This is a genomic window from Rhodanobacter soli (genome assembly GCF_040548735.1).
Taxonomy (GTDB): domain Bacteria; phylum Pseudomonadota; class Gammaproteobacteria; order Xanthomonadales; family Rhodanobacteraceae; genus Rhodanobacter; species Rhodanobacter soli_A.
This window is the reverse complement of sequence record NZ_JBEPSD010000003.1, coordinates 424,711-449,606: the sequence shown is the minus strand read 5'-3', so window position 1 is coordinate 449,606 and position 24,896 is coordinate 424,711. Positions and strand designations below refer to the sequence as shown.

The window sequence follows — 24,896 nt, the reverse complement described above, 5'->3', positions numbered from 1 at the left end:
GGGATTTGCCTGGATGCCCAGGCCACCGGTTCGGATCACAACTGCTTGGCCCGCGCGAACGCGACATCTACATAAAGAAGTGGACCGCCTCTTGCCTGCTGGGTAAGTACGGGAAAATCAATCAAGCGAAAACCGTTGTCTTTCATGAACGCCCCGATCTCGATCAAATCCGGCTCCCCTTCCTGCCGTTTCGTGATCGCGACCTCCATGAGAACGACATCGGTTTGTTCCAGTACCTTTACGGCGCCACGCAGCACCTCGAGTTCAAAACCCTCCGTATCGATTTTCACGAAAAACGGACCCGGCTGCTCACGATAGTTATCCAATGGGACGATACGTAACTCGCCAGATTTTTCCGACGCTCCCCACCGTTGTTCAGTGTCTGGGTTCGGTGGCAAGAACGACGATCCGGTAGGACTGCTCAACAAGCGATAAATCGGCAGGCGTTGCTCCTTGCTGCCGACTCCTACCAAATGATATTCGGCGTCAATGCGCCCACAGATCTCGCGCAGCGCTGGCTCGAACTGCATTTGCGGCTCGATCAACACGAAATGGGCCTGGGGAAATGCCGCATAAAGCCAGGGTGTGCCGTCTCCCACTCCTATATCAAACACGGTGCGCGGCCGTACCCCGGCCTCCACCATGCGACGGAGGAAGCTGGAGTATCCGGAGGGAGGGGAGCCAACAATCTTCAGCTCATAGCCGAAGCGCGCGATGATGCGCTCCATGACCATGCGTGATATCCGCCTGATGCCCATGGGTCCACCTTTGACGTCTCGCACGATTCTCTTGCTCGGCACGTCTGGCGCTTGCGCGCCACGCGTGATGCGCTGACACGATGATGCGTTAGCGCGACTCTACCAGAACCTGGAAGCCTGACGATGGGATGCTGGATTGCCTGGTGCCGCGATGCTGGTCCACGATCGGGTCCGCTTCGCGCAACTCAGCTCTCACCCTCGATGTTGTGTAGCGCTGCGCGCGGGCAGGACCTCTGATTGAACGCACCAACTACAATTGGACACTCGCTCCGCAAAGGTCAGTCGATGGCCATCCGAGACATCTTCAACCGCGTGCGCCCCAAGGGGTTCTATCGCCCGGACATCGACGGCATGCGTGCGCTGGCGGTATTGGCGGTAGTCGTCTACCACTATTCGCCAGCGAACTTTCCGGGTGGTTTCATAGGCGTCGACATCTTCTTCGTCATCAGCGGTTACCTGATTACAGGAATCCTGGTCAAGGCAATCGAGGGAAACGAGTTCCCGACCTTTCGTGGTCTGCTGTCGGACTTCTACCAACGCCGCATACGCCGAATCTTTCCCTCGCTGATCCTTGTGTTGTTTGCCTGCCTGGCCATTGGATGGCTGGTGCTGTTTTCCTCGGAATACGAGCGTCTTGGCAAGTACGTTGCGGCAGGCGCCGGTTATGTGGAGAACTTCGTCTTATGGAATGAAGCCGGCTATTTCGATCACGCATCGATCGACAAAAGCCTGTTGCACCTGTGGAGCTTGTCGGTAGAGGAGCAGTTCTACATTGCGTGGCCGCTGCTTTTGTGGGTCGTTACCCGCCGACGCTGGCCGCTGCTGAGGTCCATTGGCCTGATCGCGGCAGTGACCTTTGCGTTGAATGTATCACTGGTCTTCAGCGGCCATACCACACAAGCGTTCTATTCCCCCGTCTCCCGCACTTGGGAACTGATGGTAGGGGCGTGGCTTGCCGTAGGGCACCGGCGCGGCGTCTCATGGTTGTCCGATTGGCGCTCCATGCAATCCTGGGGAGGGCTGATTCTCATCGTTGCAGGGCTTGCGCTCATCGAGCCCACAAGCGCATTCCCGGGCTTCTGGGCGCTGCTTCCCGTGCTCGGGACCGCGCTGATCGTCAATGCGGGGCCGAACACGTTCTTGAACGGCCGCTTGCTGAGTTGGCGTCCGGTGGTGTGGGTAGGGCTGATCAGTTACCCGCTGTATCTGTGGCATTGGGCCCTGCTCTCACTGGTGGTCATCGTCTTTGGCGACAACAGCCCGACGTTTCGCCACGTATCCAGGCTTGTGCTGGTGGTGGTGTCGATTCTGCTGGCTTGGCTGACCTACCGCTACTTCGAGGGACCGGTCCGCAGGAGTCGGAGTGGGTTCACCACCATTGGCCTCACCGTGGCAGTTGCCACATTGGGTGTGGCGGGCTTGGCTGTTTACGTGGCAACAGGAGTGCCAGACAGGCCAGCAAGTTTTGTTTCCGCCAGAGCCGAGCAGTATGTCAAATCCATGCAACTGGATGCCCTCGCCAACTCCCGGGACTGCTTCAACCCCCAGACCAAAATGACGTTTTTGCAGAAACAAGGCCATGACGCGTACCTGCCCGATAAATGGTACTGCGAGGTCGGCGACATACATTCCAAAACGGTGATGCTCGCTTATGGCGACAGCCATGCGCGGGCCATGGTCCCGACCCTGGACAAGTACGGCAAGGCTACCAACACGAAGATCGTTTTTTCATCCATCGGAAGTTGCTTGCCACTCGCGGACGTCATCGTGCGCACCGATTATTCGAATGCATGTCACGAGCTGGGCAAGAAAGTAACCCGTTTCGCCAGTGAAGAGCGGCCGAAAGCCATCATATTGATCGAAGCGTGGGCGAGTTATCTCGGTACTGGCAACATTCACATCCAACACTCGATCACTGGCGAGCAAGCGTTGCGCACCGCGTTGAGCGAAACGCTTGGCTTCTATCAGAAACTGGGGATCCCTGTCGTGCTCATGGAGGACAACCCCCACCAACTCACCCCGGTCCCCAAGGCGGCCATCCGATTTGCCGTGAACCCGTCGGACCAACGGCTGAACGCCAGTGCGGTGACGCGACTTGGAGATGAGCAGCAGCAAGCGGGCGCCAATTCGATACTCAAATCAGTCGCCTCGCAGTACCCGCTGGCGTCGGTACTGGAGGTCGGCGACGCGCTGTGCAACGCCGACATATGCCCGTGGGTAATGCACCATGAGTTTCTCTACTACGACTTGGATCACTTGAGTGCAGCGGGCGCGCTGCAGGTCTATCCGACGTTTGCGGCGCATATGGACGCCATAGGGCGTCACGGCGACTTGAGTAATTAGTGCGAGCATGACTGCAGCCCGCGGTTTGTGTCGGTGGGGAGACCAGCGCCGCTGTGCCGGATGGGTGCCCGCCCGAGCAGGCCTGGCGCATTGATTGTGGCTGGCCTAAAGAAGCAGCTTTCGCCATGCGACCTCCACTGCCAGCGCTCGTGCCAGGGCCTGGTTACCGGGCAAGCGTTGCAGGTCCAGCAGCCGGTCCAAGCACCATTCACCGGGCAGTACCGCGCGGCAGTGCGCCAGCAATGTCGGTGCCACTGCGCGCCTGCGCAGATAGCGCCCTGCAGCGTTGATGAAGGGTCGTGCGAATACCGGCCGTGAGCTGCTCATCCATGCGTGGAATCGCATCCTGGCATGCGGGCCATCACTAAACCGGAAACCGTACTCCGACATCTGGCGAGCCACGCCGGTGTGCAAGGCATCGATCAGACGGGCTTCCAGCAACCCGACGTCTTTCCACGCCAAGGGCAAGCGCCAGGCCAGTGCAACCGCCACTGGGTCCACCAAGGGAGTCATATAGTACCCATGGCGTACGGCTACGCTGTTGTTCACCGCCATCCAATGATGGCAACGAAATAATGGATAGGCGAGTTCTATCCGGCTGCGTTCGACAGGTTGGGTGAGGTTGTCGCCGGATACGCCCACCGCGCACGCAATGGCTGTCGCCATGCGGTTCTCATAGGTCGACAGGGCGCCGGGCTGCCGGAGCACCCGCCGATCGAAACCACGATAGAAGGCACGCACGATGTCCATCGCGCTGAAGCGGCGGTCGGGGAGATGGAAGTAGTTGCGAAAGATTTCACCACCGCCGCCGTTCAGGCCCAGACGACCGCCTGCAGTCTGGTCGAGGCGCGTTTGCTGGTCGACGCCCGAGTCGTACACGCCATCATTTGGAAGTCCGTCGAAGAACAGCGAGCTGGCGACGAGACGTTCGAGATTGGGTCGCGCTAGTTGTGCGTCCAGTGTGCCTTTGTCGATCACATCCAGCGGAATATCGACGCTGCCCGCGACGGAGCGGGCAATTGGGACATCTCCAGACGTCTCTTTGCCGTACACAAACAGCTCCGGTCGATTCCCCGACGCCAGCAGGCCTGCCAGGATGAGGCGCGAGTCGAATCCACCAGAAATCGCCGCACGCGTGTGCGACGGGAATGCCGCCGCCGTTTCCGCGAACACGGTTGCGAGGTGCGCCGCGACTTGTTCCACCGCCGCGTCGAGGGTGGCAGGGATTGCCGCCACACCGCTGTCCCATAGGCGCGTGCGGTCGTACCGGACGTTTCGGGTCAGGTCCAGCCCGCTGCCAAGCGGAAGCGTGGTGACACCCTCGGCGACGGTCTCGTCGGAGTGCGAGGCCCCCAGTAGCACGTACTCAACCGCAGCCGCCGCATTCAACCCGACCCGGCCGGCATAGGCGCAGGTCGCAAGCCAGCTGCTGCTGTGAAACAACCCATCGGGACTCGTGTACAACCGGACAAAACCGAGGCCGTCGTTCAGCACCATACACTGGTGCGCGGTGCGCAGAAACAGTACGAAGTTTCCGCGCAGCGAAGCCTCGTCAATCTGCCTGCCGGCGCTGCTGTCTTCGATCAGCGATCCCAACGCTCCCTTGCCAAATTTGCCGCCGTACCACAGCGGCCCCACGCAGTACGCGTTGCCGAGCGGCGTCTGGAGTTCAAGGTTTTCCACTTCAAGCTGGGATGGCGACGCCCAAGCGACCATGGCGCCGCCGCTCCAGTCCAAGCGGGGCCCCGGGACAAACCCTTGTTGCTGCATGGAACCCGATGCGCGACGCACGCCCTCCGGGTTGGCGCCAGTAACCGATACGTAAAGCGCGTTGAGCATCTGTTACCTCACTCGAGGTAGAAAGGGAATCCGAGTGTGTTTCCCATCCGAGTGTTACTGCGGCCCATACCCCCAATGCCGGGCTCACTCGTGATGCGTGGTCTATCAGGTGAGTGCGCGAAGCCGTGCTGCGGTCTTTTCGACCAATGGCAACATTTTCCAACGGGCAATGACCGCGTCAAGCGCTCCGCGCCGGCGGTATCCACCCCAATAACACAGTGAAAAATACAGCTGTGCCCAGCGTAGCGCGCGCATGTCGACCGCGTCGCCAAAGCCGACAAGGAAGGCGGTTTCCGCCAGCTCATGGCGGCGACGTGCACGGACGCCGATGCCGCCAAGATTTGCGAGCCAGAGGTGATTCACAAAAGGTGCAAGATCGTAGACTGCTGCGCCCGTAGTCGCCCGCTGAATGTCCAGGCCCACGTACCGTGTAGCGTTGCACAACATGTTGCTGGGCTTGAAATCGCCGTGGATCCGCACTCCATCCATGGCAAGCGTGTCGACATCGCGGCCGACGCGCGCAAACAGCTCACATGCAGAACGCAGCTTGCGGTCCGCAGCGAACGCGCTGCCGTAGGTCGCCTCCAGGTAGTCAATCCGCTTGCCCACTTCAAGCCCTTGCCTGACGTCGCGGCCACCGCCCGCTCCATGCAGCTTGTGCAGCCAAACTCCTGCCGACTGGAACGCCACGTACACTCCCGTGGCGTTCAGCTTGCGGGCATGGCGATCGAGCTCTTCGCCTGGGAACAACCCGGTAATCATGACGCCATGGTCGGCAACCGCAAGAAAGCCCAATGGCTCCAGCGTTCCGTAGCGTGCGCAACCAGCGAATACAGGTTGAAGCGCGCACAGGGTTTCATACTCCTCGCGTACCTCGGCGCAGCCATCCGGGTCAGTGACCCTGCCGCGGCTCGCCTTGGCCACAATTTGCGCGCCGCATTGCGCGCATTGCAACCGATGGATACTGGAGTTCTGGCGCGCCGTCGGCCTGGCTGCCCACACCCACTGGGCATTGGCATGGCACTGTGCGCACGCGAAACGTGTGTTGAGTGCTTGTGGTATGTCGAGACCTGACATGGCCTAGCCAAATAGAATCTGGTTGCATCTTGGGAAACGCGACGCGGCGCGCCGGAATTCATCCAACAACGGATGCCGAACGATTCGTGCGCCGACCAGCCACCCTGCGCAGCCCGCAACCACGGCACCGCAAAGGGCAGGAATCATATGTTGCTGGATCAGGCCGGGCCAGAATGCCACCACCGCTGGCGCGATGCAGGTGGTAATCGTCACCGCAATACTCGGAATTACCGCTCTCGCGCATTTGCCCATGGATAGCGGTTCGTAGCTGCGCAGCCGCCGGTAGTAGAGAACTGTCGCCGCGATATACACCAGCACCTGAACCGCTGCGACGGCCGTGACGCTGTACAAGGCCGCCACAATCGTTACACCAATCCGTACCAACTGGTATTGCACTTCGATGAGCGTCACGGCACCCACGTGGCCCAACGCAACCAGGAACTGACTGCATTGGTACGTCAAGGTGCCCACGATGGCAGCGGCACACAGCCAGCGCATCAGCGGCACCGCCGCATCCCATTGGCTACCGAACAAGACGCGGATGATCGGGAATGCCAGCAGTACGCCGGCGGCGAAGAACGGCCAGCTGATACCGGTGAGATAGACGAGGGATCTCAGGAAAAGCTGCGGGGCGGCGCCGGTTTCGCGGTGTTCGCGCGCAAACGCCGGGAACGCGACGCCGTTGATCGCGCCCACGAAGGTGCTGCTATACATGTTGACGATACCGTAGCCGCGCGAATAAAGGCCGGTGGCGGCCATGCCCAGCATGCGACCAATCACGAGGTTTGCGGACTGATCGCCCACCTGCCGTGCAATATCGGCGATGGTCCGGTTGGATCCGAAACCCAGTACGCGCTTCCAGTGCAACAGGCTGAGACTCGTGACCCGGTACTGCCTGCCCCACACGGCACAACCCGCCACCATCACCAGGATGCCGACCACCGAAGCCCAGGCCATGCTCATGTAACTGAAACCGGCATATGCCAATCCGACCGTGGTGCAGCTGCGTGTGATGTTCTCGCCGAGGCGGATCTTGAGCAGCTTTCCGAACTCCAGATCGCGTTTCATCAACGTCTGACTGATGGCGCCAAATGGCAGCAGCACGAAGACGATACTGACCACCTGCAATACATCGGACACACCGGGGTTGCCGTAAAACCTTCCTGCGACTCCGCTGAGCGCAAACAACGCAATACCCAGCGACCACGCAATCACCAGGTTGATCGTGAAGACGGTGCGAATCTTCTGCTCGTCGAGCTCTTCTTCCTGGATCAGGAATTCGCTCACGCCGAAGTCGCGCAACATCTGCATCAGTGCCACCAGACCGGCCGCCACGGAATAAATGCCGATTTCTGTGGGCGTCAGGAGGTGACTGACGACGATGACCCCGCCGAAGGTGAATACCAGACTGACAAGGGTTTGGACGAAAGACAGCGACAGCGCCTTGCGTACGCTGTTCTTGGGCTTTCTGCCGCCTATGCTCACGATACGGCCGCTGCCGATTGCGATTGCCTCGCCCGCGCGGATTCCGCGGCCGGCGTGATCCGTTCCGCGACGATATAGATTGCCTCGCTGACCAGCGAAGCCAGGCGATAACGTTGCACCTCGCGCAAGCCCGATTGCTGCAACAGAACCCTGATGTCGGCATTGCTGACGGGGTAGTTTGCGGAAGCCTGATTGCCCAACCAGTGTTTCACGCGCCGCCGGAACCGCTGATAGCCCGAATCGAGGCTGTGGTTGATGACCACGATCGAGCGACTCAGCCTGGCCACACCCGTGAGGAACTCGACCTGCTGATCGAGCGGGAAATGCATCAGAACCCTGGCGCACAGTGCAGCGTCATACAACGGTTCGTGTGGCCGCGATGCCTTGACATCCACGACCTCGCAGGCGAAGCGACCCGGGAAGCCACGCAGACGTTGCCTTGCTATTTCCAGCATTTCGTCGGAAATATCCAGGCCATGCACCCGGTAACCGGCGGCCAGTAACGGCTCGGCCAGCCGCCCCGTTCCGCACGGCGCGTCGGCGATTGTTTGCCCCTTGGGAACGCGGGCAAAACACTTCACGATGGTGCGTTTTTCCAGATGGTTGAATACCCGTCCCGGAACGCTCGCAAAACGCTTTCGGTCGTACTCGCTCGCGACCTTCCGGCTCTGGTAATGCTCGTCGGGACTCCAGTTCATGTTTCGTGTCCTCGAAAGGCTTGCGGATGGTCGGGGATCTCAGGGTTGAGACGGTGTCACGTCAGTGGACTCGCGGAACATGTTTTCGGGTGTGGCGGCAGCACCATCCAGCATGCCTGCAAGCCTCGCTGCACCCGCGCTTCTTGCATACCCCATTACGGCTTGCCTGCGCGCAACGGGGGCACGGCCTTCACGCACCGCGCGAACGAACGCGGGTAGCCGAGTGGCAATCGCATCAACATCATCAATCGGCACCGGCTCCGCACTGTCCGTGCTGCGTAATACTGCAGCCGTGTCTCCGTGCTCGCCCACCAGCGCGAAGATCGGCCGCCCGATGCGCAGGTACTCGTACAACTTCGCAGGAATCTGGCGGTCGAAGCGGGGGCCTTGGAACAACAACAGCGCATCCGCGCGAGCCTGTTCCTCGAGCGCCTCCCGATTGGAAGCTGGGGGCGCCAGCGTCACCATCTCCCCGAGTCCCAGACGCTCGATTTCGCGCGTGTACATTGCTTCCGACCCACTGGCTCGCAACACCACGTGGACGTCGGCGGCGCCCAGCGTGCCGTTGGCCTGGAGGCGCGCAAGTGCCGCAAAGAACGGCGCTGGATTGCGGCCATCCGTATACAACAGGCCGCTGTGCACCAGTACCAGGGGTCGCCCTGGCTGCGACGGTGGTTCGGGAAGCCCGTTGAACGCGATCTCGTCGTAACCGTTTTCGATCACGGCAAGGCGGCCCTCGGCATGCGCTGCGGGATAGCTCCCTGCAAAGGCGCGCAGGGCTCCCGGCGTAGTGACTACGACACGCGATGCATCCCGCAGTACGCGTCGTTCCCAACGCTGCTGTGAGGCAACAGCATAGGGATTTTCGGCCTCGACCGAGCTGGCGACCGGGTCCCGGAAATCCGCGACCCACGGCAACATGGTGATACGGCTCAGGGTCCGAGCAATGCAGTGTGCCGTCATGATGGGATAGGTGGACCAGATCGCGCACACCTGATGACGACGGATCAGGCGCATTCCCTGCACGACCGCCGCCGGCCACCAGGAGCTCCAGCGATCGGGCTGCGCCAGGAATCCGGGATACTTCCCGCCGATACCGAAATGGCGCCGGGCATCGAACGCCAACGCGCGGTGTGTCACGCAGCCTTCTGGAATGAGCTGAGCGGCGATCGGCGCAGTGCGTGGGTAAGCCAGCGCCCGCGCCGACAACACAACGGGGTCCCAGCCAAATGCCGGCAGGTGGCGCGCAAAACCAAGCGTGCGCAGGTGCCCGCTTCCCATCGCAGCAGGCGGGAAATGGAAGGCGATCATCAAGACTTTCCTGCTCACGTCCTCACTCCGCAAGCGCACTGTGCACCGGCGGCGATCGCACGCCCACACCGAAGCCGTGGCTCCGCTCGCCCGTCCGTTGTGCCCCACCCTCCTGCACATGCAGCCCCAGTAGTGCGCACACGGCCATCAGCTGGTAGCTCAGGTCAAAATAGGTCATCGGCAGGAAGGCCCCGGCTGCCATGAACGCTATCAGGGCTACCTGCAACATGGATGCAAGATCGTACGCCCATTTTTGATCTGGCAGGTCCCGCGTGCTCTTCCGAACGCGGCTGCAATTTCGCCAGCTGGCGAACATCAGCGTGAGAAAAAGAACCAGCCCGGGGAAGCCCTGCTCACCCAATACGCGAAAATAGATGCTGTGTATGGCGCGTTGCTCGGCGCCATCAGGCGCAAAGGCATCCCACAAGGGTGCACTTAGATAATCGTCGAACCCTCCACCCACCAATGGGTGGTGAATGGCGACGTTCGCGGCGAATTTCCAGGACTGTATCCGTGACTCGCCTGAAGACGTCTCCCTGGCCTGATGCAGCGTGTCCATGCGCGCCGCCCATTCGGGCGGCATGAAATGATAGGCGACCAAACCCACTGCAACCGCAACCAGGACAACAGCAAGCCGCCGGCGGCTCTTCAAGAACAAGGCGCCGGCGACGATGGCCAGACCTATCAGGCCACCCCGCGAATACGTGCCCAATACCGCGATGCCGGTAAACAACATGGCGATGCCCATCCCAATGCGCACGACTCGCGGAGACGAATGCAGCTGCAGATAGCGCATGAGCGGAAGCGTCATGCATAGCGCGAGTGCCAAGGCATTGTTGTCGGCAATGAAACTGTTGGGAGGTCCGAGCACATTGCTGCTACCGCCGTGCGTAACCGTGAACAGGCCACCCTTGAGGCCATAAAATCCCAGTGAAACGACAATGACCCATATAAGCCAGTGAATACGCTCCCGGCTATTTACCATCATCAAGGTGACGAACACCATGACCAAGACCTTGGCAAACTCCTGCCATTTGCTCCAAGCCGAATCTGGCACTGCCGCATAGAAAGTGGTAATTCCGGTCCACATCAGAAACAGGAACAGAAAAACGCTGATCGGAGACTTGGGAATCTTCTTGCTTTCCTTACTGAACGCCAAACCGACCAGCGTGGCGATGGCAATCAGCTGCACCCAGGGGAAACCGACGGCGAAGCCGAAGCACAGCCGGTTGGGATTCATGTAGCCGAGCCAAGACCATGCCAGCAGGCCCCAATACGGCCGCTTCAGAATGAAGGGGAGCATCCCGAAGATAAGCAGCGCAAAGGCGATATCGCGCATGGCGTCAACCCGCTTCCAATTGCAGCATGAGTGCGTCCATGAAGAACTTGGCGGCCCAGTTTGGATAACGGTTTTTCATGTAGCCGCCTGATCGCGGATACGAGCCCGGCACTCCACCACGCACCGCCCCGTCGGTCGCAGTCACATCCTGGATGGACAGATTGAAGCGATTGGCGCGTTCCACCACCGGTTTCCAGGCGTGCTCGCCGGTTTCCGCCGCCAGACGCTGCCAGATGATCGCCATTTGCGCGTTGCCGGTCACGCAGGTCCAGCGGCTTGCCGCCCGCCAGGCAGAATCCAACCGGCCGGGCAAGGCACCGTCGCGGCGCTGGGCTTGCGCGACGGATCGCGCCACGCGCGCCGCGGCATCCACAAAGGCGCTGTTGGCAGCGATCAAGCCGACCTCCAGAATGCCGCGGGTCGCATACGCGATGGTATGCGTAAGCGGACGATCGTTGTCTTCAAGGTCGTTGTTTTCCAGCCATCCGTTGGGATGCATCTGGGCGAGTGCCCACTGCACATTGCGCACGGCCGCGTCCAGATAACGGGGCTCCTGCAAGGCGCAGCTGGCCTCGGCCAGCGCGAACGCCACGCGTGTGTTGTAGGTGTTCACGGCGTGGGCGGCAAACGGCGAAGCAAAACGCCGCCATGCGCCATCCGGGTCCTGAGCGGCCACCAGCCAATCCGCCGCGCGCAGCGCCGAGTCACGAAAACGCGCGTCCCGCGTCTGCTGCCAGGCGCACAGCCAGCCAAACAACACCTGTCCCGTGTTGAAGATGGTCGGCACCGCCTGTGTCGTATCCAACGTACCGGCACGCACGCTCCCATCAGGGAGCTGGATGGCCGATTCCCACTCGGCCATGCGGATGGCGCGTTCCCGGTATTCGCTTTGACCGGAGAACTCCGCGTAGCGCAAGAAGGTCGGAATGATGTACCCGGTGGTTTCCGGATAGGCGCCAGCCCACTGGCGTTTCACCGCATCGTAATAGGCGCTGACACCGCCGCAGCCGGTGGCGTCCTGGGCGCGCGCCAGCCATTCGGCGGCGGCCTGCAGCCCACGGCGCGCATCCACGGCTGGACGTGTCCAGCGTCCGGACAGGAGGTTGGTGACCGCGCTCATGGCTTGCTCCTGGCCGCAGGTGGTCCCGGCATCAGCTTCAAAGTTCGACGGTGCAGCGCGCGCCAGGCGTGTTGCAGGCTTCGCACCAGGCACGGCATCGGATCACGCCACCGGCACAAGGCATCGGCCACATGACCACCGCGCGGATGGCCCTGCATGAGCCGCTGGCCCTGGGCGGCTGCGGACTGCACGTCCTCGGATCGCACCCGCCATACGACGGGCCGTTTCGTCGCGACGGCCGCCGGGAACGGCAGATCGAGCTCGGAGCACCATGCGGCGTACGGCAGGTTGACGCCGTTCAAGGTCGCCACTTCCTCTTGGTAATCGGTACGCCCGACCGTCGGCTCCACCATGCGGAACTCGCCGCTGCGCGTGTCGCGCTTGTACTCCATGCTGGCCATGCCAATCACGCCCGCGGCCTGGAAAAATCGGGTAGTCATGGCGGAAAGGTCTGCATGGACTTCCGGAGCCGCGGTGCAACTGGCCGTACCGCCCACCTGTGGCGGCCACGATCGGATTTTGCGACCGGTGAATGATCCGACAACCCGGCTCTGCCGATCGAGGTACTGCAGACAAAAGTAAATGTTGGAGTCCGGGCCCTCGATCCACTCCTGCACCACCACGTCCGCCATCACCGGCAGGATGCGACGGATCAGCTCAACACCTTCCGCGGCGCTCTCCACGCGATACGCCTTCTTGAACCGCCGCCCATAATCGGCATCCCGTTCGCCGGGTTTGATCACCACCGGATAATGCAGGCCCTCGAGCGCGGACAAATCCGCGGGTGTGCGTACGTGCACCAGCGGCGGAATGGGGCTGCCGAGTTGTTCGGCACGGCGCTGGAACCCCTGTTTGTGCAACAAGGTATCCACGACGCCTCTGGGCGGCAGGCTGAATCGATAAAGGGCGGACAGCCGATCGCGATGATGTGAAACGGTCTTGACGCTTTCTTCCCGGGTCAGGAGCAGCACCGGGCGCACACCGGAAAACTGCGTCGTACCCAGGCGCACAAGGTCTTCGACCAGCGTTTCACCGTGCGCCGCACGTATCTTCAAGGGCTGCGCCGCCCGGGTGTGCATTTCCGGGCGCTGCACATCGGAATCCAGCAACCAGACCGGGACCCGCGCGCGCGCCAGGCTGCGCGCCACGCCCAGGCCATTGGCTCCGGCGCCCAGTACCAGCGCAGGCGTATCAACGCTCATGCGCCCCTCCCGTGCTGCGCCGCTGGCGGTCGAGTGCGTCGGTATAAACGGCCCGGTAGCGTGCCACGCTCGCCGACCAGGTGCGTTCGCGCTCGACGAACTCCCGCCCATTGGCTATCACCTTGTCCCAGCTCGCGGGAGTCTGCAGCAGCTTGATCAGACACTGCGCGAGGGCCTCGGCCGATCCTGCGGGAAAAAGATGGCCATTGTGGCCGTCGCGAACCAGCTCGCGGTGGCCGCCGACATCCGAAGCCGCCACCAGCTTGCCCATGGCCATCGCCTCGAGCGGCTTCAGCGGCGTCACCAATTCCGTCAGCCGTCGCGAGATACGCGGATAGACCATGACGTCCATGGCGCTGTAGTAGCGGGTGACTTCGCTGTGCGGCACGCGGCCGACGAAATGCACGACGCGCTCGAGGCCGAGGTGGGTGGCCAGCGCCCGCAGATCGGCGTCCTGCGGTCCCCCGCCCAGCAACAGCAGGCGTGCCTGCGGCACTGCGCGCAGCACCAGCGGCATTGCCCGGAGCAGCATATCCAGCCCCTCATAGGCGTAGAACGAGCCGGCGAACCCCAGCGTGCTCCCGCGCGTCAGTCCATATGCCTCCAGCAACTCCACATCGTTGGTGGCCGTGAATCGAAATTGGGAAGTATCCACGGCGTTGGGAATGACGGTGATCTTGTCTGCGGGAATGCCGCGCTTCAGCATGTCGCCACGCAAGCCGTCGCAGATCGTGGTCACGGCGTCTGCCCGTTGCAGGGCCCGGGTTTCCAGCGCGCGCGTCAACCGATATCGCGGCCCTCCCTCTCGCGCCGTACCGAGGTCGACGGCAGCGTCTTCCCAGAACGCACGGACTTCGTACACCACCGGGATGCCGACGGCCCGGCCCACCGCGAGCGCGGGGAACGCGTCCAGCGCCGGGGAGTGCGCATGGATAATGTCGGGACGCACGCTGTCCACCACTTCGGCCAGCCGGGTCTGCAATGCGCGCATCAGGTAACGATGCTGGAGCAGCGGCAACCTCGCCAGCAAGCCGGACGCCGGCGGGGTGCGGTAGAACATCCAGTCACCGACATGTTCCTCACGCTGCCGGTCGTTGCCCTGCTTGGGACCGGTCAGTTGCATCGTTTCCCACCCCAGCGCACGCTGCGCCCCGAGGATGGCGAGCGTCCGGAATGTATAACCGCTGTGCAAGGGCAGCGAATGGTCGAGCACGTGCAGGATACGCAACGGCCGGTCGGCCGACGTCCCCGGCCGAGCTTGACGCTGCGCGATGCTCAAGACGTCGTTCATGGCTCTGCCCCGGGTGTCGCGCCACCTGCAGCGGCCAACGACACCTGCGCATAAAGTGCGTGCTGCGCTTCCACGACCGGCTGCCACCCCAGCCGCTCCGCCACGCCGCGGGTGGCGGCACGTGTCGGCGCCCGGTCCCGCAACTGCAGCCATGCCGCGGCAATGGCTTCGTCACTCCGCTGTGCGGCGATCTCCCCCGCTTCGGGCGTATCCAGCAATTCGCTGACTCCGGCAAACGGCGTGGCCACCACCGGCGTACCACAGGCCAGGGATTCCAGCACGACGTTGGGCATGCCTTCACGGCTCGATGCCTGCACCAGCACGTCTGCCGCGTTGTAGTAGTCACACAGGTCCGCGTGGGAGATGGCGCCAAGCAGCCGCACGCGCGCGTGGAGACCAAGTTGTTCCACCAGGCCGCGCAGCTTGCGCTGTTCCGGCCCCTCGCCGACGATCAACAGCGTCGTATCCGGCACGCGCGCCAGCGCCGCGATGACGATGTGCACGCCCTTGAGTGCGACCAGATGGCCCACCGTCAACCACACCGGACCCGTGAGGCTCAACTTGGCGCGGATCACCGCGCGGTCCCGTGGCTCGAAACGATCGAGATCAACGCCATTACGCAGAACCGTAATCTTCCCGGGATCCACACCCAAGGCGGTGACTTGGTCCTTGAGCGCTTGCGATACAGCCACGATGGCAGCGGCGCGCCCTGCCGCCCACTGGATTTGCGCCCTGGGTCGACGATAGTGCGGGATCCACGTCACGTCGGTACCGCGCGCGGTGATCACCACCGGTTTGCCCAGGGCCGCACCAAGCCGTACTGCAGCCACGCCATCCGGGTAGAAGTAGTGGGCATCGATGAGATCGAAGTCGGTCCCGCTGGCTTGCAGTTCCCGGAGGACCGGCAGAAGCGCGCGATACATCAGCCATGGCGCGATGTTCATGCCCAGTTTCGGAATGACCGGATAGCGGGGATGGCTGATCTGGATGCCATGGCGCTGCTCATGCGCAGGCACCCTGGCAAATGCCGAGTAGGCCCCGAAGCGCTGATGCCGAAACGGAAACCATGGCACCGGCGCTACAACAGTCGCGGTAATCCGGCCGGAATCCACGAGGTGGCGCAGCCGCTCCTCGACAAATACGCCGTGGCGCGGTTGGACGGCATTCGGATACAGGCTGGTGAATACCAGCAGGCGGATCCTGCGTTCGCCACCCGCTTCAGCTCTGCTTCCGGCGCTTCGCCGCGCCGCGTCGAATTTTTCCTCTGCCGACGGCATGACACCGTCGGCGACACCATTGACCGATGCCGTCTTCATGGCATGGCCTTCGACAGCGCGCCCGGATGGCTGTCGAACAGTTTGCCGATCCAGGCAGTGCCGGAGCGCGGCATTCCGAACACCAGAATGCAGCGACTCATGGCTGTGCCCCAGCGGCCACGACCCTGCGCGCGGGCCCGGCGGGGGCCGCGGCAGCGGGCTGCTGCATGTGGCGCAGAAAGGCGTCCAGCATCAGCAGGCTCCACAGCGTCGCGCTGTGATCGTGCCGGCCAGCCGCATGTTGGCGCACCAGCCGATCGAGCACGGCCGGCTCGAAATACCCGCATTCAGCAATGGCTCCGGCAAGCAAGGCGTCCCGAGAGCGCCGTGCGAGTGGGCCACGCAACCATGCCGCCAGCGGCACACTGAAACCCATCTTGGTCCGGTACAGCACGTCGTGCGGCAAATCCGCTTCGAGCGTTTTCTTGAGGATGTATTTGCTGGTACTTCCTCTCAGCTTCAGCCCGGGCGGCAACGAGGACGCCCACTCGACCAGACGGTGATCGAGCAGAGGTACGCGGACCTCCAGGCTGTGCGCCATGCTGGCGCGGTCCACCTTGGTCAGGATGTCGCCGGGAAGCCAGGTCTTGAGGTCCAGGTACTGGGCCAGCAGCAGCGGATGATCGGTGGGCGCGCGTTTTGCGTGGGCGCGGAACACGGCAAGCGCGCTGTAACCCTGAAGTTCGCGCTTGAAGCTCGCGCTGTACAGCTGCTGGCGCAGCGCCGCCGAGGTGGTGCTGACGGTGTGGAAATAGGCTTCCACATCGTCGCGGGCGAGGGCTTGCAGTGTGGTCCTGGCGCGCAGCGGGCGCGGTGCCCAGTCAGCCTTGGGATAGATGCTGCCCAATAAACCAAACACCGGCTTTCTCAACGCCAGCGGCAGGCGCGCGCGCAGCCCACTTTCCCACGCATGCAGGCGATAGCGCCGGTAGCCGGCGAAATTCTCGTCGCCGCCGTCGCCGGACAGCGCCACGGTCACCTGGGTGCGCGCCAACTCGCACACGCGGTACGTCGGCAGCGCCGAACTGTCGGAAAACGGTTCGTCGTAAACCGCCGCCAGCGTGTCGAGGAGTGCGTAATCATCGGCGCCGACCCGTTGCTCGAAATGCTGCGTATGCAGATGCCGGGCCACGCGCCGCGCATAGGCGGTTTCGTCGAAACCGCCATGGTCGAAACCGATGGAACAGGTGCGCACCGGTTGGTGCGACGCCCGGCTCATGCTGGCCACCACGGCGCTGGAATCCACGCCGCCGGAAAGAAACGCGCCGAGCGGAACGTCCGCGATCATCTGGCCTGCCACGACTCTGTCCAGCAAGCTGCGGAGCTGCACTGCGCCCTCGTCCGCAGTCATGTCGGCCGCAAGATTGAACGGCACGTCCCAGTATTGCCGGGGAACCGGTTCCGGCTCGCCGGCGTGCCAGCTCAACCAATGACCGGGCGACAGTTTGAAAATTCCGCGATAGATGCTTTTCGGGTCTGGCACGTAGCCGAGTGCGAGATAGTCCTCCAACGCCTGCGGATCGAGCCGGCGTTCCACGCCGGGATGTGCCAGCAGTCCCTTGAGTTCGGAAGCGAACACCAGATCGCCGGAACTGGTGAAGCCGTAATGCAGCGGCTTGATGCCAAGGTGATCGCGGGCCAGATAGAGGCGCTGCGTACGCATGTCCCACACCGCGAACGCAAACATGCCAACGAGGCGCGTGAGGCAGGCTTCACCCCACTGTTGCCAGGCACGCAGCAGGACTTCCGTGTCGCAGCGGCTGCGAAACACCACGCCCCGCGCCTCCAGTTCGGCTTTGAGCGATGGGAAGTTGTACAGCTCGCCGTTGTAGACCAGTGCGAGACCAGCCGCTTCATCCACCATCGGCTGCCGCCCATTGTCCAGGTCGATGATGGACAGGCGACGATGCCCCAGACCCACGCCCTGGCCGAGATACAGCCCGGCCGCATCCGGTCCGCGGTGCCGTTGCGCATCCCGCATGGCCAGCAGGATTCTTTCATCCACACTGGCATGCTTCGACGAGACGATTCCGGTCAGACCACACACGTCAATTCTCCTTGTGCCCGGTCAAGCCGGACATCACGCGTGGCTGTACGGCGTCCGCCTGCCGGCCCAACAGTTCGTCGTACAGTGCGACATACGCGGACACCATTGCGCGCAAACTGAAATGCGCAGCGACGCGCGCACGCCCGGCGTCGCCATGCCGACACCGCAGTTCTTCGTCTGCGACATAGGCGCGCAGAGCCGCCGCAAGGGCGTGCGGATCGCCGGCCGGCACCAGCGTACCGGTCACCCCGGCCTCGACCATCGAGGCTACGCCCCCGACGTCGGTTGCGACCACGGGCAGCCCGGCGGCCATGGCTTCCAGCAAGGTGATCGGCATGCCTTCGGCAACCGAAGACAAGGCAAACACGTCACACTCCGCCAGCAGTTGCGCCACATCACCGCGGTTGCCGAGCAGCCGCACCGTTTCCGTCAGGCCAAGCTGGACAATCCGCTGCTCCAATTCCCCGCGTTGCGGCCCGTCACCGGCGATGATCAAGCGGCATGCGGCATTTTTGCGCCCGTCTTCTTCACACAAAAGCTTGAACGCGAGGAGCAAACCGGCGTGATTCTTGACCTTGTCAAGGCGTGCCACATTGCCAACCAGCACGGTGCCCGGCGGCGCAAAATCGCCAAGCTGCCTGCGCGGCCCGGAGCGAATACGCGGTACATCGAACGGCGCCGCGTCGATTCCGTTCGCGATATGCGTCACCTTGGACGATCGAATGCGCACACGCTCCGTGAGCCAGATTCGCAAGTCCGGTGACACCACGACATATCGCCCAACCAGCGGCGCCATCCAGCGCCGCAACCGGTGGTATCTGGGATTGTCTCCACCCGGATCGGCAGCGTCGCGTCCGTGTTCGGCGTGGACCAGTCGGTGTACGCCGGCCAATTTCACCACCGGCGCCAGATCCAGCGCCCCGATGTTGTAGGTCTGCACCAGGTCGGGCTTCAGCGCGCGCAGCGCGCGCCAGAATCGAAAATAGCAGGGCCAGTCCTTGCCCGGCTTCTTTTCAAGCGACACGCATGCGATGACCGCGTTCTCGATTTCGTGCCGCAATGCTCCGAAGCCCGTCAGCGCAATCACCGCGTGGCGGTAACGATCATGCGTCGCGTTGATCAGCGACACCACGACGCGCTCCATGCCACCGGTGTCCAGCCGGTAGAGCACATGCACGATCAGCGGCCGCTCGTTCATGGCTGGCTCCCCGCAAGACCGGATGGCCGCTGCGCCTGCATATCCGGCGCGCCGGGCGCGGGCAGCGCCTGCGCAAAGGCGTGCAACTTCGTCCGCACCCGATCGGCATCGTCGCTGACAACCGACGACGACAATGCCCACACCGAAGATCGCGGCACCTGCCCGCGCAGTACACCCCACGCCTGCAGCAACTTGGCCAACACTGGCGAGCGGGTGCAGCGGCGCTCCACGCAATACCAGTACCACACCAACCGCGAGCCCGTCGCACCGGCCAGCCGCAGCTCCCCGGCAGTCGTGCTCCACCCGTTGGCGAGCTCCACCTGCCGGCTGGCACGGCTCAGGATTTGCGCATGCGCCGAATCGTAGAGATCGTTGCCGTAGGTGATCAGGGTATGTCCGCGGCGTGGCTTGCCGGTATAGATGGCATGAAACAACTCGACCACATCACCATTGGCGTCCGAGTGATAGGACGCGCGTACCTGCCCTGCCGCCCCCTTGAAGGTCGGCCGCCAGCCGTCCGTGGCGGCTTGCGGGCCGCTCCAGCCCGCGATCGCTGGTGCGGTCAAGCGCATGGTTTCCGGTGGTGCCGATGCCGCGAGTCCGGCGGCCAAGGCCGGGCCCGCGATCAACAGCGCCACCGCCGCCAGCCAAACCACGGTGCGCGCCCTGGCGGGCATGCCGCCACGTGCGGTGGGATGCTCCGGCGCCACGAGTGGGTCGCGGAAAAACCAGCCGGCCAGCAGCAGCAGTACCAGCACCGAGCCGAAGAACTGCCAGCCAAAAATCATGTGGTCCGTGCCGGTCGCGTATTCCAGCCCCCAGGTCTCGCCGATCAGCACGGTGAAATACACCCGCAAGCCATTCGCGACGACCGGCGCCACCGCCGCCATTGCCACGAAAACCACCCGCTTCCACCAGCGCTGGTACATCAGGTAGGCATACAGGCAGCCGAGTGCAGTGCAGGCGATGAAGAACTTCACGCCGCTGCATGCATCGGCCACCATCCATACCGCGGAGGGCGTGATGATCTCCCGGCCGTTGAGCAGGACCGGTGTGCCGGTCAGCTCCAGCGCACGCACGGCAAAATGCGCCGTGATGTCCTGCAGCGGACCCACCAGCGCGTTGCCCCAGGGAACCGCGAACACCACCAGATAGCCGAGTGGGAACGCCAACACCCATAGCGCGCGCCATCCCCAGCAGGCCAGCACCAGCGCCGGAAACAGCGCCACGAATGCGAAATGCTGCGCCAGATTGATGTCGAGCAGGCGGCCGGCATACCAGACAAACACCAACGCAGTCACCCCTGCCAGACCCCAGACACTCGGCACCGGCGGGTTCGCCTGGAGTTGATGGCGCAGATTGAATACCGTCCACAGGCTCAACGGAAAGATCAGAAAGCCGTACTGGTAAGTTCCATCGTGATCCCAGGTCCACACCAGCGATTGCACGGTCTGCCAGTAGCAGACCAGCAGCACGGCGACGGCGACGGCGAAGGCGGCCGCGGCCAGCACCCAGTCGGGAGTGCGCGCGGAAAAGCCAGCCACGGCGGCAAGCGGCCGGTTCATGGGCACGCCTCCAACCCTGCCGTGTCCACGGCATCCACGGAGGCAGTACCGGTCTGCGCATTGCACAGCACGTTTTCATACGTGTCGAGACTGCGCACCCAGTCATAGCGGGACAGCACCTCGGCGCGAGCCGCCGGCACCCGCACGGCTTGCGGCGCATCCAGCCAGCGCAAGGCTTCCGTCGCCATGACCTCGGGCGATGCATCGACGCAGCCCTGGCGACCCGCGAAATCCGCGACGCCCGCGTAGGCCGCAGGCGTCGCCAGCAGGACCTTCTCCATGGCCAGCGCCTCCAGCACCTTGTTCTGAATGCCGCGCGCGATCCGCAACGGTGCCGCCACGGCATGGGCATGCGCCAAGTACGGCCGCACATCCTCTACCCGCCCGGTAACCGTAATACCCGCGAGCTGTCCCAGCGCGCGGACCGCGGCTGTCGGCCTGCTCCCCACGATGTAAAAGCAGGCGTCCTGCCGCCCGGCGGCAATCCGCGGCCAGACTTCGTGCGCGAACCAGTGCACCGCATCCACGTTGGCGCGGTAATCCATGGCACCGACAAACACCACCGCCCGCTCCCCCGGCCGGTAGGGACTGGAACACGTTCGTCGTGGATCCCAATACCCGGCATCCACCCCATTGGGGATACCGTGCACCCGGCCGGCCGATTCCGGCACCAGGTGCCGAAAAAACGCCGCTTCGGCTTCCGAGACAAACACGCTGGCGTCGAATTGCGCGGCAATCGTGCGCTCGAATTCCGCCAGCCGCCGCGCTTCCCGCCGGTACAGCATGCGCTTCACGCCTCCACGGGCCTGCTGCGCATACTGGTGCCATTTGTCGGAGTCCACGTCCACGAAATCCATGACCCGGCGCAGTTGGGTGTGCCGCATGACGAACGGCGCCACGCCAGACGAATAGCACAAGGCCAGCTCCAGCTTGTGGTCGGCCAACAAGCGCTCGACCCAGTGCCGCATCACGCGGTCACGGTAAACCCCAACGGTAAGCGCTTCGCCCCGCGTCAGCGCGGCAAGCGCGCGCCAGCCCGCGCGCCAAGGCGGCAAAGGCCGGACACACACCTCGGCGCACAAGGCCTCGACCGGCGCAAGGTGTCGCCAGTCAGCCGGATCGTCCACGAACGTGCCGAGATACACGCGGTAGCGTTCGGCGAGCCGCTGCAACACGTGGTACGAGCGGATCTTGTCGCCCTTGCTGGGCGGCCAGGGCAGCCGGTGGCAGAGGAACAATACCGATTGCATGCGCTAACCCAGATCCCGCGCAAGCCATGGGCCCAGCGCACAACTCACCGGCAGCGGCAGCCGCTTCCAAGCCTCGATGAACAGACTGTATTTGCTGTTCGTGGGGCTGATATTGGGAACCGTCCTGGCACGCACCAGGTAATAGGCATAGGGCAGCAGTTGCGGCTCAAAGCCCCAATGCTTCTTGAAGTGATAGGAACCGCTGTCCTGCTTGCTGCGGCCGTAGTCGAACAGCCGGGCGCCGCGCTCAACGGCACGTTGCATCACCGCCCAGTACATGAAATCGTTGGCCGCGAGATCACGGCCACGCGCCACGCTGCCGCCGTAATACGGATGCACTTCATCGCGAAAGTAGAAGCTCATGACCGCAGCCACCGGCTGCCCCTGGTGGGTAACAACGGTAACCTCGCAATCCTCGCCAAACGCCTGTTGCAGGCTCGCGTAATAGTTGCGCGACAACACCGGCGTACCCAGATTTCGCACGCTCTCGGCGTACACCCGGTAAAACTCGCCAATACTGCCGTCATGACGCGCTTGCAAGCCGGCACCCACACCCTTGCGCACCATGGCGCGCTGCTTGCGCGGGATCGCCTTGAGATTTTTGTCGTGGTCCGGACAGATCGCTTTGCGGAAGCTGACGTACAGGTCCTTGACCGGCCACGTGGGGTGGCGCAACTCGCGGTCGCGCAGTTCGAGATAATCGACGCGTAGCTCGTCGGCGAGCGCGGTCGCGGCCTGGATGAGCTGCGCCTCGCTGTCCGGGTCGCCCGCCACCACCCCGCCATACACGCAAAATGGCGTTGAAATCAGCGCGTGGCCAAACAGCCGGCTGCGCATCTCGGTGAGTGGCAGAACGCCCGTGATGACCCCATGCCGTTCCGCGTACAAATAGTGGCAGCGGTGGCCAAGCACCTGCTCAAGGATCCCGCGCCAGGCCAGCCGATGGAAAAACGTGGCCTGCGGCGCACTCTCGACAAAAGTGTCCCAGCGCCGCTCGTCGTCCCTTCCCAAGCGCTTGACGGTGCAAGAGTCGGCAGAATGACGGTCGTCCGCACGGTCGAGCATGTCGCATCCCCCCTCAATGCGCACGGAGTTCGGCGGCCTGCAGCACTACCACCGGATAATCGGCGTGGGTGCGGGCGAGAAATACCCGATCCATGCGGTCGAAACGGAAGTCGCGCACGAGCCGCTCAAGTCGGGGCATCGTGCGGGCCAGGTTCAAATAGTGGCGCACCCGGTTCTTGAGCGTCACGCCGGGCACCCGGGGCTGCTGCGGATCCACTTCCCATGGATGAAAATAGAACACGCCGGAGCGCCGCTCGCTCCGGTTGACGCGCCGCAGGCCGCGCTTGAACAGCGCATACGGCAGCAAGCGGAAATAACCGCCGCCGCCGCACGGCCAGTTGCGCCCGCATAGCCGCACCGTCGTCACCGGGATTTCCAGCAAGCCGGAGCGCTTCGCAAAAAACGGGAATCGCGGCGCCGCCGGCATGCCGTACAAATCATGGTGGATCGGCACGATGCTGGAACTGTAGCGGTAACCCGCTTCGCGCAATTCCTCGTGGGCCCACAACGTGGTGGGTCCAATGGAATAACTGGGTGCCCGGTAGCCATGCACTACGGTACCGGTGACGTCCTCAAGCAGAAGTTTCGTGCGCGTAATGCTGTCGCGAAACTCCGCCCGGCTCAGATTCGTCAGACGCTCGTGGCCGAAACCGTGGCTTGCGACCTCATGGCCGGCGGCGCTGATGTCGCGCACCAGCGCGGGGAAGCGCTCCGCCACCCAGCCAAGCACGAAGAAGGTGGCGTGCACGCTGTGACGCTCGAAAAGGTCCAGCACGCGCCGGGTATTGCCTTCGACGCGGACGGGCCAGTGCGGCCAATCCTCGCGCCGTATGCACTTTTCGAAGGCTGCCACCTGGAAATAGTCCTCCACATCCACCGTCATGGCGTTGGTGACGGGCTCGAGCTGTGGCGAGGCCGTGCTCATTTGCCTTCCTGACCGGAACGCGGGTACCGCGCGTCGGCAATCATCGCCTCGTCCACGACCGGTGCCAGCGACGACGCGGCCAGCAGTGCTTCCCTGCGTTGGACCTCTTCGCGCATCAATTGCAACATGAATTTGTGGCGTTCGAGGTCCAGCGCGGCAAGTCCGCCTTCCCGTTTCGATGGCGCGGCAGCACGTGTCAGATCCAGGTCCTGGGGCACCGCTGGAGCTTCCAGTGTCGGCGGCACGCCGGCCATCTCCTCGTGGATCTCGTCAAGCACGACGGTGAGCGCCGCTTGGTCCAGGTCGTGCAGTTCTTCCAGATAACCGTGCAACAGCAGCCGGTCCATGATGAGATTGATCTTGCGCGGGATGCCCCCACTGACCCGGTAAACCCCGCTGAAAATTTCCGGCGCCAGTTCCGGGTCGTTGTTCCAGCCGACGGCATGCAGGCGGTGCAGGATGTACGCGTGGCTCTCTTCCTCGCTCATTGGTTCGAGCCGGTGGGAGGCAATGATGCGCTGGCGCAACTGTTCCATGTGGTTGCTGACGATGATGCGCCGAAGTTCGGTCTGGCCGACAAGGAATATCTGCAGGAGCGCATGGCCCTTGAACTCGAAATTCGACAGGATGCGCAGCATCTCGAGTGCCGCCGGGGTAAGCGTTTGCGCCTCGTCCACCACCAGCAGGGCGTGCGTCAGATGGGCGTGCAGCGATATCAGGTGCCGTTTCACGTCTTGCAGCAAAGCCTCCTTGCTGCGCCCCTCATAAGGCAGGTCAAGCGCCGAAGCCACGGCCGGCAATATATCGTCGCCATCGAGATTGGCCGAAGCGATACTGGCCACGGCAATGTTGCGATGCGCGAGTTCATCGAACAGCTTCTGGATGAGCAGCGTCTTGCCGGTTCCGACTGCGCCGGTGATCACCACGAAGCCTTCGCCCTGCTCGAAACCGTAGAGCAGATACGCCATGGCGCGCTTGTGACCCTTGCTGGGGAACAGCATTCCCGGATCCGGGGTCAACTGGAAAGGCTTGCCACGCAGCTTGTAAAACGCCTGATACATATCGTT

Annotated in this window: 19 protein-coding genes; 1 reads left to right on the top strand and 18 read right to left on the bottom strand. The window is 63.2% G+C overall.

Annotated elements, in window-relative coordinates:
* Nucleotides 1–35: 35 nt before the first annotated feature.
* A complete protein-coding gene (locus tag ABIE04_RS16005; protein WP_354552438.1) occupies nucleotides 36–734 on the bottom strand; it encodes an FkbM family methyltransferase in 699 nt (232 codons plus the stop codon).
* Nucleotides 735–1,043: 309 nt separating this feature from the next.
* Here ABIE04_RS16005 and ABIE04_RS16000 point away from each other — a divergent pair, with 309 nt between their 5' ends.
* Nucleotides 1,044–3,101 (top strand): acyltransferase family protein, encoded by a 2,058-nt coding sequence (locus tag ABIE04_RS16000; protein ID WP_354552436.1) that lies wholly within the window; start codon nucleotides 1,044–1,046, stop codon nucleotides 3,099–3,101.
* Between the two features lie 105 nt (nucleotides 3,102–3,206).
* Here the strand turns inward: ABIE04_RS16000 and ABIE04_RS15995 are convergent, their stop codons facing one another.
* The 17 genes from ABIE04_RS15995 to ABIE04_RS15915 all read right to left on the bottom strand — a co-directional run bounded on the left by ABIE04_RS15995 (nucleotide 3,207) and on the right by ABIE04_RS15915 (nucleotide 24,890).
* Entirely contained in the window at nucleotides 3,207–4,940 is a 1,734-nt protein-coding gene (locus tag ABIE04_RS15995; protein ID WP_354552434.1) for an asparagine synthase, read from the bottom strand.
* Between the two features lie 105 nt (nucleotides 4,941–5,045).
* Nucleotides 5,046–6,017, bottom strand: coding sequence for a phosphotransferase (locus ABIE04_RS15990; RefSeq protein WP_354552432.1), 972 nt, complete (start codon nucleotides 6,015–6,017; stop codon nucleotides 5,046–5,048).
* Between the two features lie 3 nt (nucleotides 6,018–6,020).
* Nucleotides 6,021–7,502 (bottom strand): lipopolysaccharide biosynthesis protein, encoded by a 1,482-nt coding sequence (locus ABIE04_RS15985; RefSeq protein WP_354552430.1) that lies wholly within the window; start codon nucleotides 7,500–7,502, stop codon nucleotides 6,021–6,023.
* Complete coding sequence (locus ABIE04_RS15980) at nucleotides 7,499–8,200, bottom strand: methyltransferase domain-containing protein (RefSeq protein ID WP_354552428.1); 702 nt, start codon at nucleotides 8,198–8,200, stop codon at nucleotides 7,499–7,501. Before ABIE04_RS15980 ends, ABIE04_RS15985 begins: the two co-directional genes overlap by 4 nt.
* A 39-nt stretch (nucleotides 8,201–8,239) precedes the next feature.
* Nucleotides 8,240–9,511, bottom strand: a complete 1,272-nt coding sequence (locus tag ABIE04_RS15975) for a hypothetical protein (RefSeq protein WP_354552426.1) — start codon at nucleotides 9,509–9,511, stop codon at nucleotides 8,240–8,242.
* Between the two features lie 22 nt (nucleotides 9,512–9,533).
* Complete coding sequence (locus ABIE04_RS15970; protein ID WP_354552423.1) at nucleotides 9,534–10,850, bottom strand: putative O-glycosylation ligase, exosortase A system-associated; 1,317 nt, start codon at nucleotides 10,848–10,850, stop codon at nucleotides 9,534–9,536.
* 4 nt (nucleotides 10,851–10,854) lie between these two features.
* A complete protein-coding gene (locus ABIE04_RS15965) occupies nucleotides 10,855–11,970 on the bottom strand; it encodes a hypothetical protein (protein WP_354552421.1) in 1,116 nt (371 codons plus the stop codon).
* A complete protein-coding gene (locus tag ABIE04_RS15960; protein ID WP_354552418.1) occupies nucleotides 11,967–13,172 on the bottom strand; it encodes a carboxylate--amine ligase in 1,206 nt (401 codons plus the stop codon). The genes ABIE04_RS15965 and ABIE04_RS15960 overlap by 4 nt, the downstream gene beginning before the upstream one ends.
* Nucleotides 13,162–14,463 (bottom strand): TIGR04063 family PEP-CTERM/XrtA system glycosyltransferase, encoded by a 1,302-nt coding sequence (locus ABIE04_RS15955; RefSeq protein WP_354552416.1) that lies wholly within the window; start codon nucleotides 14,461–14,463, stop codon nucleotides 13,162–13,164. Before ABIE04_RS15955 ends, ABIE04_RS15960 begins: the two co-directional genes overlap by 11 nt.
* Complete coding sequence (locus tag ABIE04_RS15950; RefSeq protein WP_354552413.1) at nucleotides 14,460–15,779, bottom strand: glycosyltransferase family 4 protein; 1,320 nt, start codon at nucleotides 15,777–15,779, stop codon at nucleotides 14,460–14,462. The genes ABIE04_RS15955 and ABIE04_RS15950 overlap by 4 nt, the downstream gene beginning before the upstream one ends.
* A 97-nt stretch (nucleotides 15,780–15,876) precedes the next feature.
* Entirely contained in the window at nucleotides 15,877–17,826 is a 1,950-nt protein-coding gene (locus tag ABIE04_RS15945; protein ID WP_354552411.1) for an XrtA/PEP-CTERM system amidotransferase, read from the bottom strand.
* A gap of 1 nt (nucleotide 17,827) precedes the next feature.
* Complete coding sequence (locus ABIE04_RS15940) at nucleotides 17,828–19,024, bottom strand: TIGR03088 family PEP-CTERM/XrtA system glycosyltransferase (protein WP_354552409.1); 1,197 nt, start codon at nucleotides 19,022–19,024, stop codon at nucleotides 17,828–17,830.
* Nucleotides 19,021–20,535, bottom strand: a complete 1,515-nt coding sequence (xrtA, locus tag ABIE04_RS15935) for an exosortase A (RefSeq protein WP_354552407.1) — start codon at nucleotides 20,533–20,535, stop codon at nucleotides 19,021–19,023. The genes ABIE04_RS15940 and xrtA overlap by 4 nt, the downstream gene beginning before the upstream one ends.
* 50 nt (nucleotides 20,536–20,585) lie before the next feature.
* A complete protein-coding gene (locus ABIE04_RS15930; RefSeq protein ID WP_354552405.1) occupies nucleotides 20,586–21,839 on the bottom strand; it encodes a TIGR03087 family PEP-CTERM/XrtA system glycosyltransferase in 1,254 nt (417 codons plus the stop codon).
* Between the two features lie 3 nt (nucleotides 21,840–21,842).
* A complete protein-coding gene (locus ABIE04_RS15925; RefSeq protein ID WP_354552403.1) occupies nucleotides 21,843–22,904 on the bottom strand; it encodes a FemAB family XrtA/PEP-CTERM system-associated protein in 1,062 nt (353 codons plus the stop codon).
* A 13-nt stretch (nucleotides 22,905–22,917) separates the two neighbouring features.
* Entirely contained in the window at nucleotides 22,918–23,829 is a 912-nt protein-coding gene (locus ABIE04_RS15920) for an XrtA system polysaccharide deacetylase (protein ID WP_354552401.1), read from the bottom strand.
* The gene (locus ABIE04_RS15915) at nucleotides 23,826–24,890 is read right to left on the bottom strand and encodes an XrtA/PEP-CTERM system-associated ATPase (protein ID WP_354552398.1); all 1,065 of its coding nucleotides are present in this window, start codon (nucleotides 24,888–24,890) and stop codon (nucleotides 23,826–23,828) included. Before ABIE04_RS15915 ends, ABIE04_RS15920 begins: the two co-directional genes overlap by 4 nt.
* Between the last annotated feature and the right edge of the window lie 6 nt (nucleotides 24,891–24,896).